The organism is Pseudomonas sp. V98_8 (assembly GCF_029967975.1).
Lineage (GTDB): Bacteria > Pseudomonadota > Gammaproteobacteria > Pseudomonadales > Pseudomonadaceae > Aquipseudomonas > Aquipseudomonas umsongensis.
Genome location: NZ_JASCAE010000007.1, coordinates 159,480 through 173,549 on the forward strand (window position 1 = coordinate 159,480; position 14,070 = coordinate 173,549).

16 protein-coding genes are annotated in these 14,070 nt (G+C 58.3%); 10 read left to right on the forward strand and 6 right to left on the reverse strand.

Annotated features, from left to right (window positions below; all coding sequences use genetic code 11):
• Window positions 1–80 precede the first annotated feature (80 nt).
• The 3 genes from QLG10_RS07380 to QLG10_RS07390 are packed head-to-tail and all read left to right on the forward strand — an operon-like array spanning window position 81 to window position 3,948.
• Window positions 81–1,448, forward strand: coding sequence for an aromatic acid/H+ symport family MFS transporter (locus tag QLG10_RS07380; RefSeq protein ID WP_110751077.1), 1,368 nt, complete (start codon window positions 81–83; stop codon window positions 1,446–1,448).
• Window positions 1,445–2,662: a benzoate/H(+) symporter BenE family transporter gene (locus QLG10_RS07385; protein WP_282486473.1), complete on the forward strand. Its 1,218-nt coding sequence runs from the start codon at window positions 1,445–1,447 to the stop codon at window positions 2,660–2,662. The genes QLG10_RS07380 and QLG10_RS07385 overlap by 4 nt, the downstream gene beginning before the upstream one ends.
• 17 nt (window positions 2,663–2,679) lie before the next feature.
• On the forward strand, window positions 2,680–3,948 hold the full coding sequence (locus QLG10_RS07390; protein WP_110751081.1) for an OprD family porin: 1,269 nt from the start codon (window positions 2,680–2,682) through the stop codon (window positions 3,946–3,948).
• A gap of 13 nt (window positions 3,949–3,961) precedes the next feature.
• Here QLG10_RS07390 and QLG10_RS07395 read toward each other — a convergent pair whose 3' ends face one another.
• Window positions 3,962–4,204, reverse strand: coding sequence for a DUF2790 domain-containing protein (locus QLG10_RS07395; protein ID WP_110751084.1), 243 nt, complete (start codon window positions 4,202–4,204; stop codon window positions 3,962–3,964).
• 120 nt (window positions 4,205–4,324) lie between these two features.
• Here QLG10_RS07395 and QLG10_RS07400 point away from each other — a divergent pair, with 120 nt between their 5' ends.
• Both QLG10_RS07400 and QLG10_RS07405 read left to right on the forward strand, forming a co-directional pair.
• Window positions 4,325–5,257 carry a LysR family transcriptional regulator gene (locus tag QLG10_RS07400; protein WP_020798616.1) on the forward strand — a complete coding sequence of 311 codons (933 nt, stop codon included), beginning with the start codon at window positions 4,325–4,327 and terminating at the stop codon, window positions 5,255–5,257.
• Window positions 5,258–5,332: 75 nt separating this feature from the next.
• Window positions 5,333–6,022, forward strand: coding sequence for an energy-coupling factor ABC transporter permease (locus QLG10_RS07405; protein ID WP_110751086.1), 690 nt, complete (start codon window positions 5,333–5,335; stop codon window positions 6,020–6,022).
• Window positions 6,023–6,041: 19 nt separating this feature from the next.
• Here the strand turns inward: QLG10_RS07405 and QLG10_RS07410 are convergent, their stop codons facing one another.
• Entirely contained in the window at window positions 6,042–6,383 is a 342-nt protein-coding gene (locus tag QLG10_RS07410; RefSeq protein ID WP_110751088.1) for a hypothetical protein, read from the reverse strand.
• 180 nt (window positions 6,384–6,563) lie between these two features.
• Here QLG10_RS07410 and QLG10_RS07415 point away from each other — a divergent pair, with 180 nt between their 5' ends.
• From QLG10_RS07415 to QLG10_RS07435, 5 genes are read left to right on the forward strand one after another with little or no spacing between them, the layout of a single operon-like run.
• A complete protein-coding gene (locus QLG10_RS07415; protein WP_188264325.1) occupies window positions 6,564–8,024 on the forward strand; it encodes a cytochrome c oxidase subunit II in 1,461 nt (486 codons plus the stop codon).
• A 48-nt stretch (window positions 8,025–8,072) separates the two neighbouring features.
• On the forward strand, window positions 8,073–9,848 hold the full coding sequence (gene ctaD / locus QLG10_RS07420; protein ID WP_110751092.1) for a cytochrome c oxidase subunit I: 1,776 nt from the start codon (window positions 8,073–8,075) through the stop codon (window positions 9,846–9,848).
• Window positions 9,845–10,537 carry a cytochrome c oxidase subunit 3 gene (locus QLG10_RS07425; RefSeq protein WP_282486477.1) on the forward strand — a complete coding sequence of 231 codons (693 nt, stop codon included), beginning with the start codon at window positions 9,845–9,847 and terminating at the stop codon, window positions 10,535–10,537. Before ctaD ends, QLG10_RS07425 begins: the two co-directional genes overlap by 4 nt.
• A gap of 6 nt (window positions 10,538–10,543) precedes the next feature.
• Complete coding sequence (locus QLG10_RS07430) at window positions 10,544–11,248, forward strand: heme-copper oxidase subunit III family protein (protein WP_188264323.1); 705 nt, start codon at window positions 10,544–10,546, stop codon at window positions 11,246–11,248.
• Window positions 11,249–11,261: 13 nt separating this feature from the next.
• Window positions 11,262–11,579, forward strand: coding sequence for a cytochrome C oxidase subunit IV family protein (locus QLG10_RS07435; protein ID WP_110751157.1), 318 nt, complete (start codon window positions 11,262–11,264; stop codon window positions 11,577–11,579).
• Window positions 11,580–11,600: 21 nt separating this feature from the next.
• Here the strand turns inward: QLG10_RS07435 and QLG10_RS07440 are convergent, their stop codons facing one another.
• From QLG10_RS07440 to QLG10_RS07455, 4 genes are all read right to left on the reverse strand, one after another.
• On the reverse strand, window positions 11,601–12,161 hold the full coding sequence (locus QLG10_RS07440; RefSeq protein WP_248677005.1) for a magnesium transporter: 561 nt from the start codon (window positions 12,159–12,161) through the stop codon (window positions 11,601–11,603).
• Window positions 12,162–12,379: 218 nt separating this feature from the next.
• Window positions 12,380–12,580, reverse strand: coding sequence for a DNA gyrase inhibitor YacG (gene yacG, locus QLG10_RS07445; RefSeq protein ID WP_110751100.1), 201 nt, complete (start codon window positions 12,578–12,580; stop codon window positions 12,380–12,382).
• The gene (coaE, locus tag QLG10_RS07450; RefSeq protein WP_282486481.1) at window positions 12,577–13,200 is read right to left on the reverse strand and encodes a dephospho-CoA kinase; all 624 of its coding nucleotides are present in this window, start codon (window positions 13,198–13,200) and stop codon (window positions 12,577–12,579) included. The genes yacG and coaE overlap by 4 nt, the downstream gene beginning before the upstream one ends.
• Window positions 13,197–14,069, reverse strand: a complete 873-nt coding sequence (locus QLG10_RS07455; protein ID WP_282486483.1) for an A24 family peptidase — start codon at window positions 14,067–14,069, stop codon at window positions 13,197–13,199. Before QLG10_RS07455 ends, coaE begins: the two co-directional genes overlap by 4 nt.
• Window position 14,070 lies beyond the last annotated feature (1 nt).

Sequence of the window (14,070 nt, forward strand, 5' to 3'; positions counted from 1 at the left end):
GTTGACTCTACCCTCGGCTGTACGGACGTGAGCCGTGCTACCGCTGCTCCTGAAAAAAACAACAACAAGAGATGAACGCCATGCGCAAGATCGACGTACATGAGGTTATCGACAAGGCCCGGTTCAACCGCTTCCACTGGATGGTGCTGTTCTGGTGTGCCCTGATCATCATTTTCGACGGTTACGATCTGGTGATCTACGGCGTGGTCTTGCCGATGCTGATGAAAGAGTGGGGGCTCAGCCCTCTGCAAGCGGGGGCGTTAGGCAGCTATGCATTGTTCGGCATGATGTTCGGCGCGCTGTTCTTCGGTCCGCTGTCGGACAGGATCGGCCGCAAGAAAGCCATCACGATCTGCGTGATGCTCTTCAGCGGTTTCACCGTGCTCAACGGGTTCGCCCGAAACCCCACCGAGTTTGGTCTTTGCCGCTTCGTTGCCGGGCTGGGCATTGGTGGCGTGATGCCCAATGTCGTGGCGTTGATGAACGAATACGCGCCGAAAAAAATCCGCAGCACCCTGGTGGCGATCATGTTCAGCGGCTACTCGGTGGGCGGCATGCTGTCCGCCGGGCTGGGTATCGTGCTGATCCCGAGTTTCGGCTGGCAGTCGGTGTTCTATGTGGCGGTCCTGCCGTTGCTGCTATTGCCGCTGATCATGTATTTCCTGCCCGAGTCAGTGGGGTTCATGCTGCGCCAGGGGCGCAATGACGAAGCTCGCAACATTCTCCAGCGGATCGACCCGGCCTATGTCGCACAGGCCGATGACCAGTTGCACATGAGTGAAGTGAAGGGAACTGGCACCCCGGTGTTGCAGTTGTTCCGCGAGGGCCGTGCACTGCGTACGTTGATGTTGTGGCTGGCGTTTTTCTGCTGCCTGCTGATGGTCTACGCCTTGAGCTCCTGGCTGCCGAAACTGATGGCCAACGCAGGTTACAGCCTGGGCTCGAGCCTGTCGTTCCTGCTGGTGCTGAATTTCGGCGCGATCTTCGGCGCAGTTGGCGGCGGTGTGCTGGGTGACAAGCTCAACCTGCCGCGTGTGTTATCGGTGTTCTTTGCCATGGCGGCGGTGTCGATCACCCTGTTGGGTTTCAACAGCCCGATGCCGGTGTTGTACCTGCTGATCGCCATCGCTGGGGCCACCACCATCGGCTCGCAGATTCTGCTGTACGCCTGCGCTGCCCAGTTCTACTCAATGAACATTCGGTCCACGGGGCTTGGCTGGGCTTCGGGCATCGGGCGCAATGGTGCGATCGTCGGACCACTGCTGGGCGGCGCTTTGCTCGGGATCAGCCTGCCGCTGCAACTGAACTTCATGGCGTTTGCTTTGCCTGGTGCGATTGCCGCCATCGCCATGACGGTGTTCGCCATCAGCAGTCGGCGCAGTGCCCGACAATCCCTGTTGGATGATCAGCAGGGCTCGTCCGGCGGAGCTGTCGGCGAGGCTTCATGAAAACCTTGCTGCGGGATTTTTCCCTGTCTGCGGCCGTCGCCGGGTTCATCGCCACCGTGATTTCCTACGCCGGCCCCCTGGTGATTATTTTCCAGGCCGCCGAGGCAGCGCACCTGTCGCGCGAAGTGCTGTCGTCGTGGGTCTGGGCGATTTCCATCGGCAGCGCCATGCTCGGTATCGGTCTGAGTTTGCATTACCGCGTACCGGTGATCATCGCGTGGTCGGCACCCGGTTCGGCGTTGCTCGTGGCGCTGTTGCCAGGGATCTCCCTGCCGGAAGCGGTGGGAGCCTATCTGGTCAGCAGCCTGATCATTTTCCTGGTCGGGGTGTCGGGGGCGTTCGACCGGATCATCGGCAAGCTGCCGGCAGCGGTGGCGGCAGCGATGCTGGCGGGGATTCTGTTCAGCTTCGGCACCGGGTTGTTTGTCTCGTTGCAGGGTAAGCCGTTGCTGGTGCTGGCGATGTTTGCCACGTACCTGATCTGCAAACGACTGATGCCGCGTTATGCGGTGCTGATGGTCCTGGTGGTGGGCTGCTCGATGGCATTGCTCGCCGGAGATCTGCATGGCGAGGCGCTGGTCATCGGTTTGGCCACGCCGGTGTGGATCACCCCGGCGTTCAGCCTCAGCGCAACGCTGAACATCGCCTTGCCGCTGGTGATGGTGGCGCTGACTGGCCAATTCGTTCCTGGCATGGCCGTGCTGCGCGCCAGCGGTTACGCCACGCCATCGGGCCCGATCATCGCCAGCAGCGCATTGGGCACGGCACTGCTGGCGCCGTTCGGTTGCCACGGGCTGAACCTGGCAGCGATTACCGCGGCTATTTGCACGGGCCGCGAGGCCAACGAAGACCCTGGCAAGCGTTACGTAGCCGGCGTGATGGGTGGCCTGTGTTACCTGGTGCTGGGGATCTTCGGCGCCACCCTGGTCTCACTGTTTTCGGCATTCCCCAAGGAACTGATCGCGGCCCTCGCCGGATTGGCGCTGTTCGCTGCGATTGCTGGAGCGCTGGCGGGCGCGATGGCGGTACCAACCGATCGCGAAGCCGCGCTGGTGACCTTTCTTACCACGGCCTCGGGTATGTCGCTGTTTGGGTTGTCCGCGGCTTTTTGGGGACTGATTTTCGGCATGGCCACCCACTTGATATTGAACGCCCGCCGCTCCGTCGCGCGCAGTGAATCCACTGCTGAAGCACTTCAACCTGTCGATCAATAACAATAAGAGAAAAAACGATGAAACAGATTCTCCCAACAACCGGTTCAGTGTTGTCCATGGCTGTCGTCTCGAGTTTCTCCACCGGCGCGATGGCCGCCGAGAATGGTTTTATCGAAGACACCACGGCCACCTTGCAAGCGCGCAATTACTACTTCAGCCGGGACTATTCCGACATCGTCGGAGCCAATCAACAATCGAAGGCCGAGGAATGGGCGCAGGGATTCATTCTCAACGTCAAGTCCGGTTATACCCAGGGCACCGTCGGCTTCGGCGTGGATGTCATTGGCCTGCTCGGCCTCAAGCTCGACAGCAGCCCGGACCGGGTCAATACCGGTTTGCTGCCGGTGCAGGATGACGGGCGTGCGGCAAACGATTACAGCCGCCTGGAGGGCGCCTTGAAGGTGCGCTACTCCAAAACCGAACTGAAGGCGGGTGAATTGCAACCCAACCTGCCGGTGCTGGTGTTCAGTGATATCCGGCTGCTACCGCCCAGCTATCAGGGGGCAAGTATCAGCTCCAATGAGATCAATGGCCTGACATTGCAGGCCGGCCATTTGAATTCGACCAGCCTGCGCAACGAAGCCGGTGACGAAAAGATGCAAGCCATGCTCGGCCATGTGCCGCAGCGTCAAGTCAGCAGTGACGGTTTCAACTTTGCCGGGGCCGATTACGCCTTCAATGATAAACGCAGCTCGGTCAGCGCCTGGTACGGGCAGCTGGAAGATATCTACAACCAGCGCTTCCTGGGGCTCAAGCACAGCCAGCCGACAGGCGACTGGATATTGGGGGCGAACCTCGGCTACTTCGATTCGCGCGAGGATGGCAAGAAATTGCTGGGCAATATCGACAACCAGGCGTTCTTTTCGCTGCTGTCGGCCAAGCGCGGCGGTCACACTTTTTATGTCGGCTATCAGGGCATGTTCGGAGACAGCGCGTTCCCGCGGGTATTTGCCAATATTTCGCCCTTGGGCAACGAAGTACCGACCTACGAGTTCGCCTCCACCGACGAGCGCTCCTGGCAGGCGCGTTATGACTATGACTTTGCGGCCCTGGGAGTACCGGGGTTGACCAGTACCCTGCGCTTCATCAGTGGCAACAATGTCGACACCGGCAAGGGCTATGAGGGAAAGGATCGTGAGCGTGACCTGGACATCGGCTATGTGCTGCAGAGTGGCAGCCTCAAGGGCCTCGGTATCCGTGTGCGCAATGCGATGGCGCGTTCCAACTACCGCAGTGATATCGATGAAAACCGCTTGATCCTGAGTTACACCTGGACGCTGCTCTGAGTGCCAAGGCGGATCACAGGCTGCTGGTGCAATCACCGATGACGTTGTACGTCACGCGGCGGGTCTGGCCCTGATGATCGACATAGACCATGGTCGCTGGTACAACCCCGCACGCGGTCGCGGTGTCCGATACGGAAACCACCTTGGCGATGTCCAGCGGCTGCGCCGGGTTATACAAGACCGCGAGGGGCTCGTTTTCAGCGGCCATGGCCGAGGTGGCGACGAGGGTCAGCAGCAGGCTGATCAAGGTTTTCATTATGGCGAGCTCCATGTGGGTTCGATGGGTAAAGTCTAGTCTTTGCCACCGTTGGATAAAGGGGCGAACGCCTGATACAGCCTTACATCAAACGTAACAGTCACCCAGCCTGGAGGGCTCATGGATTTGCTTAACAACTTGCGCGTGTTCGTCCGTGTCGTCGACTGCGCAAGTTTCACCGCCGCCGCCGATGCGTTGGAGTTGTCCACCGCGCAGGTCTCGCGCCTGGTCGCGGACTTGGAGCAGCACGTGCAAGCTCGCCTGCTGCAGCGCACCACACGGCGCTTGAGCCTGACCGAGGCCGGGGAGCGATTCCTGCTGCGCAGTCGGCTGATACTTGAGGAAATGGAGGAGGCGACCGCAGAGGCTCGCGGTGCGCATCTCAAGCCAAGCGGTCGGTTGCGGGTGCACAGCATGAACGGCCTGGGGGTGCTGATCACGCCGCTGATTGCTCGCTACAGCGAGCTTTATCCCGATGTGGTGTTCGAGCTGACCCTGTCGCAGCGCAATCCCGATCCGTTGGAGGAAGGGCACGACGTGGTGATTTCGACTGCCCACGAACTGGCCGATTCGCAATTGGTCGCCCAGGCCGTCGGACAGTTCTACAGCGTGCCCTGTGCTTCCCCGCAATACCTGCAACGCCGGGGTGTGCCGGACCATCCGCGGGTGCTGGACGATCATCAGTGCTTGCGCATGCTCGACCCGTTGTACAGCGATCAGTGGGTGTTTCAGGACGAGGAGGGCGAGCATGCGGTCAGCCCGTCCAGGACTTTTCAGTGCAACGTCGCCGAGTCGATGGTCAAGGCTTCGGAGGCCGGTATGGGCATCAGCCTGATTCCGTTCTACACCGCCACGCGGCCCTTGAGCGATGGCACTTTGTTGCGTTTACTACCGGACTATCGGCCGCGTCAGCGCAATGTGTATGCGGTGTATCCGTCGCGACGCTTTCTCGATGCCAAGGTTCGTACGTGGGTGGATTTTCTCAAGGCTGAGCTACCCAAGCTGTTCGCCGAACATGAAGCGGTGATTAACGATCCGCGGCATTGGGCGTGAAGTCGAGGGGTGGCAATGGGCGGTGTAGACTGAAGGCCTGTTCTCTATTGGCAAGCCAAGGGAGTGTGTCCTGTCATGATCGGTGCCGAGTTGCTGTCACCTGAAACCCTCACGGTGGGGTGGCTGATCTATGTGCCGGTGCTGATCTGGGCCGTTGCGCGAGTGTCCTGGGTCGAGCTGTTCAGCGACAGCCGTCGCCAGCATTTGCTGTTCGGCACGGTGTTCGCGCTGTTTGCGTTGTGGCTGGTGCGGCGCGATTTCGATACCGGCGTGTCTTATCACTTTATCGGCATGACCGCGGTGACGCTGTTGCTCGACTGGCCGCTGGCGATCGTCGGTGGATTGGTGGCGCAGGCAGGTCTGGTGCTGCTGGGCCGTCAGGACCTCGTGGCCATGGGGGTCAATGGCGCGCTATTCATTTTGTTGCCAGTGTTGATCACCGAATGCTGTGCGATTCTGGTGGAGCGCGCGCAGCCACGAAACCCCTTTGTGTACATCTTCATTTCCGGTTTTTTTGCCGCAGCGCTTACAGCGTTGCTGTGCCTGGCGCTATCGCTGGCATTGTTGTGGTACGACGAGCGTTTTGCCATGCCTTACTGGCTCGAAGACTTCATCGGCTACCTGTGGCTGCTCATATTTCCGGAGGCGTTCATCAACGGCATGGTGGTCAGCGCGCTGGTGGTGTTCTCCCCCGAGTGGCTCGAAACTTTCAATCGCACGCGCTACCTCTCGGCGCCCTGGAAGGACGACGATCCCAAGTCTTGATTCCTTTCAAATCCGCCGTTCAATCGATCAGTTGATCAATCAGAACCACGTTGGAGTAGATCAGGCTGCCATCGCTCGCCCGGTGTCCGACCAGATGGAACTGACCACGTTCGAAGTGCAGATACACGCGCATCTGACAGTCGGACAAGGGGCTGTAACCCTCTGGCAAGACCAGGTTCAACGTGTCCATGTCGACATCGACCATGACTTCTTTTAGCTCAGGGGTCTTCTGCAGGCGTTCTTCCGCTTCCTCCAGCCGTAGATGGAGAGGGCCGTCGACGTAAAAATGGATCTCACCTATGGGTTCAGACTTTTGGTCGGCGCTGGGTTTCCACCTGCCTTCGAGCGTCAGGTTACTCATGACGAATCCTCCATCGGGGCTGCGGACGTGCCATTGAGTATAGCTGCCAACCGGGCCTCGCTTGCCGACCTATACTTTGCAATGACTTTGCCACCACGGGTGGCAGTTGCCTGCCGTGCCTGGACGTCAGTGGCGATGCTTGCGCATAACCAACGAACAACAGGAATAGGATGAAGAGAAATGGCGATAGCAATTGTCTTGATTCTAATCGTTATTGCCTCAGTGCTCTTTCATGTACTTGCACCTTGGCATGCAGCACCGCCAGCTTCCAACTGGGGATCAATAGACACCACGCTGTTCATTACCCTGATCATCAGCGGAATATTCTTCATCGCCATCACGGTGTTCATGGCACTCGCGATAATGCGGTATCGCCATAAGGAAGGTGCCAGGGCGCACTACCAGCCGGAAAGTAAAAAGTTGGAGTTTTGGTTGATTGTAGTGACCTCGATCGGTATCGCCGCCATGTTGGCGCCAGGCCTGGTTGTCTACAACGATTTCATCCGGGTGCCGAAAGAGGCTTATGAACTCGAAGTCGTTGCTCAACAGTGGCAGTGGACCTACCGTTTTCCCGGGCAGGATGGGAAGTTGGGCAAGTCGGATATCAAGTTTGTCGATGCCACCAATCCCCTCGGCATTGATCCCAAGGACCCTGCCGGACAGGACGATGTACTTATAAAAAATAATGAAATCCGATTGCCGCTGAATAGGCCGGTAAAAGTTTTACTTCGTTCTAAAGATGTATTGCATGATTTCTATATCCCGCAAATTCGCAGCAAGATGGATATGGTGCCCGGGATGGTGTCTTACTTCTGGTTTACCCCAACTAAAACCGGAAAATATGAGGTCCTGTGCGCTGAGTTTTGTGGCGTAGGCCATTACAACATGCGCGGCCAGATGATCGTGGAGGAGCAGGGTGCCTTTGATCAATGGCTGAGCGGCCAGCCGACCTTTGCGCAGACCTTGGCGAGCGCTGCGAAACCCGGTCAGGACAGCGTGCTGGAAAAAGGTCGCCAGTGGGTCGAACAATACGGCTGCAGTGCCTGCCATAGCCAGGATGGCAGTACCCGTCTTGGTCCGACCTGGAAGGGTCTGTACGGTCGCACTGAACAGTTTGCCGACGGCAGCAGTGCGCTGGTCGATGAGGCTTACCTGAAAGAGTCGATTCTCAAGCCGCAGGCCCGCCTGGTGCAGGGCTACCCGCCGGTGATGGTGGCCTATACTCTCAATGACGATGAGCTGACGGCTGTCGTCGCCGTGATCAAATCACTGGGTGCTGCGCAGCAGGAACCTTCTGCCAGCGAAAAGCTGGACAGGGGTGACGACTTGGCGACCCAGGGGCAGCGGTTGTCTGAGTCGCTAGGCTGTCTGGCCTGCCACAGTGTCGATGGCAGCAAGGGTGTCGGCCCCAGCTGGCAGGGCCTGTATGACTCGACAGTGACGCTTGCCGACGGATCGAGTATCAAGGTCGACGAGGGTTATCTAAAGGATTCGATCCTCAATCCCGGCGCCAGGATCGTCAAAGGCTATGCCGCCGTCATGCCGGCCTTTACCCCGACTGATCAGGAGTTGAACGCACTGATCGCCTTTATCAAATCCAAAGCCAATGCCGACGCGAGCAAGGCGCAACCAGGGAAGTAGCCGTAAACAGCCAGGAATGCACTGAAACTTCGACAGGAGGATGACGTGATGGCTTATGCGGAGCAAGCCGAAACAGAAGCACTGCACGAACCCAAGAGTTTCCTGACCAAATACATCTGGAGTCAGGACCACAAGGTCATCGCCGTCCAGTATTCCTTGACGGCGCTGTTCGTGGGGCTTATCGCCGTGGTGTTGTCCGGCTTGATGCGCATGCAGATAGGCTTCCCCGGCAGTTTGGCGTTCATGGATGCCAGTACTTACTATCAGGCGATGACCATGCACGGCATGATCATGGTCATCTACTTGCTGACGGCCTTGTTTCTGGGGGGCTTCGGCAACTATCTGATCCCGTTGATGGTGGGCGCCCGCGACATGGTCTTCCCCTACGTCAATATGCTCAGTTACTGGTTCTACCTGTTGGCGGTAGTGGTGTTGCTTTCCAGTTTCTTTGTCCCGGGCGGCCCCACCGGTTCGGGCTGGACGCTTTATCCGCCGCAGTCGATCAGCCAGGGCACACCTGGGGTCGAGTGGGGCATCGTGCTGATGCTTATCTCATTGGCGATCTTTATTGTCGCCGCCACCATGGGTGGATTGAACTATGTCACCACGGTGTTGCAGGCGCGCACGCACGGTATGACGTTGTTTCGCATGCCGCTTTCGGTGTGGGGCATCTTCATGGCGTCGATCATGGCCTTGCTGGCGTTCCCGGCGTTGTTTGTCAGTGCGGTCATGATGCTGTTCGACAAACTCCTGGGCACCAGTTTCTTCATGCCGGCGATGGTCTCGCTGGGGCAGCAACTCGATCACCAGGGCGGCAGCCCGATATTGTTCCAGCACCTGTTCTGGTTCTTCGGCCATCCGGAGGTCTACATCGTTGCGCTCCCCGCGTTTGGCCTGGTCTCCGACCTGATCAGCACCCATGCGCGTAAAAATATCTTCGGTTATCGAATGATGGTGTGGGCCATCATTGCGATCGGCGTACTCAGCTTCGTGGTCTGGGCGCACCATATGTATGTCAGCGGCATGAACCCCTACTTTGGCTTTTTCTTCGCCGTCACCACCTTGATCATCGCCGTGCCGACGGCACTGAAAGTCTACAACTGGGTACTGACCCTGTGGCGGGGCGACATCCATCTCACCGTACCGATGCTGTTCGCCCTGGCCTTTATCGTCACCTTCCTGGTCGGCGGCCTGACGGGATTATTCCTGGGTAATGTGATCGTCGATATTCCGCTCTCGGACACCTATTTCGTCGTCGCCCACTTCCATATGGTCATGGGGGTCGCACCGGTACTGGTGGTGTTCGGCGGCATTTACCATTGGTTCCCGAAAGTCACCGGGCGCATGTTTAACGACACCTTGGGCAAGTTGCATTTCTGGATAACTTTTCTGGGCACCTACGCGATCTTTTTCCCTATGCACTATCTGGGCTTCCAAGGGATGCCGCGCCGCTACTACGCCTATGACAACTACGCGTTCATTCCACAGTCGGCGCACGAGTTGAATGCCTTCATTACGGTGGTCGCATTGACCGTCGGTGTTTCCCAGCTGCTGTTCGTGTTCAACATGGCCTGGAGTGTATTCAAGGGTAAACCCGCAGGCAGTAACCCCTGGGGCGCGGCCAGTCTGGAATGGCAAACACCGGACACCCCGCCGGTACACGGCAACTGGGGCGAGAAACTGCCAGTCGTGCATCGTTGGCCTTATGACTACAGCGTGCCAGGGATAGACCAGGATTTCGTGCCGCAAACGGTTTCCGCCGAGGAGCTGGAGCACATGCGGCAACGCAGCGAGGGCGCCAGGATAGCGGACGTGAAGACATGAACAGACTGCTATTGAGAAACGCCGATGGCGCTGACCCCGGCGGCAGCTGGAATCGCGATCCTGAAGGTATTCAGGCCGGCGCGGGTGCCGATGGAAGCCACGTTGCAAAAACCGGCCTGCGCTTGTTTCTGGCAGTGGTGAGCTCACTGTTCTTTCTCTTCCTGCTCGCCTTTATCGCCCGCTCGCAAATGGCCGACTGGCTACCCCTGACAGAGCCGATGGCGCCGTTGGCCAATCCTTGGCAATTGTGGGTGAATTCGGCTTTTCTGGTATTGAGTTGCATCTCTCTGCAGTGGTCGCGCATGGCCGCCCGCCGGGCTCGAATGGACGCAACGGTCATTGCTTTTGTAGTAGGGGGAGGATTTGCCATTGCCTTTCTGGCGGGGCAACTCTGGGTCTGGCAGCAGTTCGTCGCCTGGGGCTACTTTGTCGCCAGTAACCCGGCCAACAGTTTCTTCTACCTGTTGACCGGCGTGCACGGTCTCCACCTGTTGGGAGGATTGGTTGCCTGGGGCAGGACCGTTGGCAAAATCCTGCGTCAGGTGCCGTTGCCGCAACTCAGCGCCAGCGTAGAGCTCTGTGCCATCTATTGGCACTACCTATTGGGTCTTTGGTTCGTGCTGTTCGCGCTACTGACCAGCACGCCGCAAACCTATGAAACTATCGCCAGACTCTGCGGCCTGAGGTGAAAAACCATGGCAGCGCATCCACAAGCCCCGGTCGAGTCCGATCCATCAAGCCCGTTGCCTGCACCGGGATGGCAGGGCATCGCCAGCGATTGGGCCTCGGATAAAGACGCCTTCAAGCAGGTCCCCTGGGGCAAGGCGATGATGTGGATATTCCTGCTGAGCGACACGTTCATATTCACCTGTTTCTTGACCGGCTACATGTCGGTACGCATGACCATCACCGACGCCTGGCCCAATCCCAGTGAAGTGTTTGCATTGACGATCGGCGGTAGGGAAATCCCGCTTATCCTGATCGCCATCATGACCTTTGTGCTGATCAGCAGCAGCGGCACCATGGCCATGGCCGTCAATTTCGCCTATCGCCGTGATCGCGCGAAAACCACGGCCCTGATGCTGGCGACCGCTGCCTTGGGAGTGACCTTCGTCGGCATGCAGGCCTTTGAATGGAGCAAGCTCATCGCAGAAGGGGTGCGCCCTTGGGGGAACCCCATGGGGGCGGCGCAATTTGGTGCCAGCTTTTTCATGATTACCGGTTTTCACGGACTGCATGTATCCATCGGCGCCATCTACCTCAGCATTGTGGCGATGAAGGTATTGCGGGGAGATTATGAGCGCTCCGGCAACTATCAGAATGTCGAGATAGCGGGGCTTTATTGGCACTTCGTGGACTTGGTGTGGGTGTTTATTTTTGCTTTCTTCTATTTATGGTAGAGGAGCGCGGATAATGGCGCATGTTCAAGGTCAGCAACATCCAATCAGTTTGTACCTGAAAATCTGGGGGCTGTTATTTGTCCTCAGCACACTCTCGTACCTTGTCGACTTTTTCCATTTTCACGGCTATCTCAGGTGGGCCCTGATTATCACGTTCATGTTGCTGAAGGCTGGCTTGATCGTCTCCATCTTCATGCACATGGCCTGGGAACGGTTGGCCCTGGTCTACGCGATATTGATGCCACCCTTGTGTTTGCTGGTACTTGTCGGACTGATGGCCACCGAGGCGGATTATGTTTTCCTCAGTCGGGTCATTTTCTTCGGCCAATAAGCGGCCATCAGTCTTCGGCAGTTAACCTGATATCACTCGCTTGAACTGATGCCATTTGTGCTGCCAGGCTACTGTCCAGTGGGGTGCTGCCGCTCCCGTGCCAGCGATTTCCAGCATGGGATGATGTCCGATGACCTGGTCCAGTACCGTTTCCTGATTCGGCTCAACATCCACAAAAAAGATGTGCTTGCCCTCATGCACCGCCTGCTTGAAATTGCGGAAGTGAGCGTTCGGCACCTGGAATCCAAAGAAGCCGCCTTCCCAGATGCAGAAGCCCAAGATAACCACGGCAAGGAAGACGAAGGGTGTCCAGCCTGCGGCGGATTCGGTCCAGCCCATCCAATAGGCGCCACCCAGGACCACTGCTGCGAGTGGGATACCGACCACCGCACCAATCTCACCGGAGTGAACGGCGTCCTGTTCCATTAACGAGCTGATTTCGTGGAGGTGATGTTGTTCAACATCAGCAACCTGTTCACTGAGCACATGAATTTGTTCGGAATTGATGCCGCTGGCTTCCAGCTCATTTTCAACGGCTTCAAGATCATCGAGATTGTCACTGATGTAATAGTGTCGATTCATGCCACACCTCCCATCTCGTGTTGGCGGTGAACCTCCTTTGTCCTGCAGCCAATCACCGAGATTTTGCCGTCGGTAACGGTACCCGTGGGGAACGTTGCACATTCATGCAATTCGAGAGAAGTATAGCATTCGCTAATACGCTGGATTTCGGGGCGCAAGCTCTAACAGCCAGGGCCTGGCCCACTCCCTGGCACAGGCCAGGCCCCTGATGATCCGGATCAGTGGCGCGGGTCGAAATCGCCGCTGAACATTTCGTCCTCGGCATCCGGGGCCACTGGAATCTTGTGCTCTTCCGACGCCCAGGCGCCCAGGTCGATCAGTTTGCACCGGTCCGAGCAGAACGGCCGGAATTTGCTCTCGGGGGTCCATTCGACAGGGGCGCCACAGGTTGGGCATTCGACGGTTGAAATCTGGCTCATGACTGGCCTCCACGCAAAGTAAGGTAAAAGTGATGCAGGCGTTCGACCTCGCTGTGCAGCCAGGCGAGGTCGCGGTCGTTGACCACTACGTCGTCGGCATGGCTTATGCGATCCTGACGGCTGGACTGGGCCTTGAGGATCGCCTGGACCTGCTGTTCGCTGGTCTGGTCACGCCGCAGGGTGCGCTCGATCTGTAGCTGTTCGGGGGCATCGATCACCAGGACCCGTTGGGTCATGGCGTACTGGCCGGATTCAATCAGCAGTGGCGAAACCAGAATCGCGTAAGGTGATTTTGCCAGCGCCAGGTGATGGGCAATCTCTTCGGCGATCAGCGGATGCAGCAAGGCTTCCAGCCAGAGGCGTTGCTCCGGTACTTCGAAGATCAGTTTACGCAACGCGGCGCGGTCCAGTTGCCCGTCGGCTTGTAACACCCCGGGACCGAAGTGTTCGGCAATCTTTGCCAGCGCCGGCCGTCCGGGTTCCACCACCCAGCGCGCGGCATGATCGGCATCGACCGCATGCACGCCCAGGTCGATGAAATGTTGGGCCGCCGCACTTTTGCCGCTGCCAATGCCGCCGGTCAAGCCGAGAATCCAGGGTTTTTCCACAGGGTTATTCATTTCAGACCGACAAACTGCCAATAGAAGGCGGTTATTTGACCACCCCAGAGCAAGGCAATCCAGCCGGCAATGGCCAGATAGGGGCCAAAAGGGATCGGCGTCGATGTTTGTGCCTTGCGCAGGCGCAGGTAAATCGCGCCGATGATCGCACCCGCCAGGGATGACAAGACGATCGTCAGCGGCAGGATCTGCCAACCGCCCCAGGCGCCAAACATCGCCAGCAGCTTGAAATCCCCATGCCCCATGCCGTCCTTGCCGGTGATCAGCTTGAACACCCAGAACACTGTCCACAGCGCCATGTAGCCGGCAATGGCACCCCATAACGCCTCAGGCAATGGCACGAACAGATCGAGGCTGTTGACGATCAGCCCCAGCCACATCAGCGGTAGCACCAGTACATCGGGCAATAGTTGATGCTCGGCGTCGATCAGGCTCATGGCCAGCAAGCCCCAGGTCAGGAGCATCGCCATGCCGGCTTGCCAGCCGAAACCGAAGTGCCAGGCAATGAACGCCGACAGGAGGGCGCAGGCCAGCTCAGTCAATGGATAGCGTTTGCTGATCGGCGTCGCGCAGGCTGAACAGCGCCCGTGCAGGAACAGGAAGCTGAGCACTGGAATGTTTTCCCAGGCGCGAATCCGGTGCCCGCAATGTGGGCACTGGGAATGCGGCAGCATCAAATTGAAAGTCGGCAGCGGCGTTTCGCCGGGCAGCCCGAGGATCTCATGGGCCTGCACGCGCCACTCGCGCTCAAGCATCTTCGGCAGGCGCCACACCAGCACGTTGAGGAAGCTGCCGACCAGCAGGCCGACCACCCCGGCGATGACGACGAAAGCCAGTGGGTAGTGGGTAAGAATTTCGTTCAAGGGCATG

Excerpts from the sequence above, each read along its gene's own strand:
- QLG10_RS07405 (WP_110751086.1), top strand. The coding sequence starts at position 5,333 with ATGATCGGTGCCGAGTTGCTGTCACCTGAAACCCTCACGGTGGGGTGG.
- QLG10_RS07410 (WP_110751088.1), bottom strand. The coding sequence starts at position 6,383 with ATGAGTAACCTGACGCTCGAAGGCAGGTGGAAACCCAGCGCCGACCAA.
- QLG10_RS07425 (WP_282486477.1), top strand. The coding sequence starts at position 9,845 with ATGAACAGACTGCTATTGAGAAACGCCGATGGCGCTGACCCCGGCGGC.
- QLG10_RS07390 (WP_110751081.1), top strand. The coding sequence starts at position 2,680 with ATGAAACAGATTCTCCCAACAACCGGTTCAGTGTTGTCCATGGCTGTC.
- ctaD (WP_110751092.1), top strand. The coding sequence starts at position 8,073 with ATGGCTTATGCGGAGCAAGCCGAAACAGAAGCACTGCACGAACCCAAG.
- QLG10_RS07400 (WP_020798616.1), top strand. The coding sequence starts at position 4,325 with ATGGATTTGCTTAACAACTTGCGCGTGTTCGTCCGTGTCGTCGACTGC.
- QLG10_RS07380 (WP_110751077.1), top strand. The coding sequence starts at position 81 with ATGCGCAAGATCGACGTACATGAGGTTATCGACAAGGCCCGGTTCAAC.
- QLG10_RS07395 (WP_110751084.1), bottom strand. The coding sequence starts at position 4,204 with ATGAAAACCTTGATCAGCCTGCTGCTGACCCTCGTCGCCACCTCGGCC.
- QLG10_RS07430 (WP_188264323.1), top strand. The coding sequence starts at position 10,544 with ATGGCAGCGCATCCACAAGCCCCGGTCGAGTCCGATCCATCAAGCCCG.
- QLG10_RS07455 (WP_282486483.1), bottom strand. The coding sequence starts at position 14,069 with ATGCCCTTGAACGAAATTCTTACCCACTACCCACTGGCTTTCGTCGTC.
- QLG10_RS07415 (WP_188264325.1), top strand. The coding sequence starts at position 6,564 with ATGGCGATAGCAATTGTCTTGATTCTAATCGTTATTGCCTCAGTGCTC.
- coaE (WP_282486481.1), bottom strand. The coding sequence starts at position 13,200 with ATGAATAACCCTGTGGAAAAACCCTGGATTCTCGGCTTGACCGGCGGC.
- QLG10_RS07435 (WP_110751157.1), top strand. The coding sequence starts at position 11,262 with ATGGCGCATGTTCAAGGTCAGCAACATCCAATCAGTTTGTACCTGAAA.
- QLG10_RS07440 (WP_248677005.1), bottom strand. The coding sequence starts at position 12,161 with ATGAATCGACACTATTACATCAGTGACAATCTCGATGATCTTGAAGCC.
- yacG (WP_110751100.1), bottom strand. The coding sequence starts at position 12,580 with ATGAGCCAGATTTCAACCGTCGAATGCCCAACCTGTGGCGCCCCTGTC.
- QLG10_RS07385 (WP_282486473.1), top strand. The coding sequence starts at position 1,445 with ATGAAAACCTTGCTGCGGGATTTTTCCCTGTCTGCGGCCGTCGCCGGG.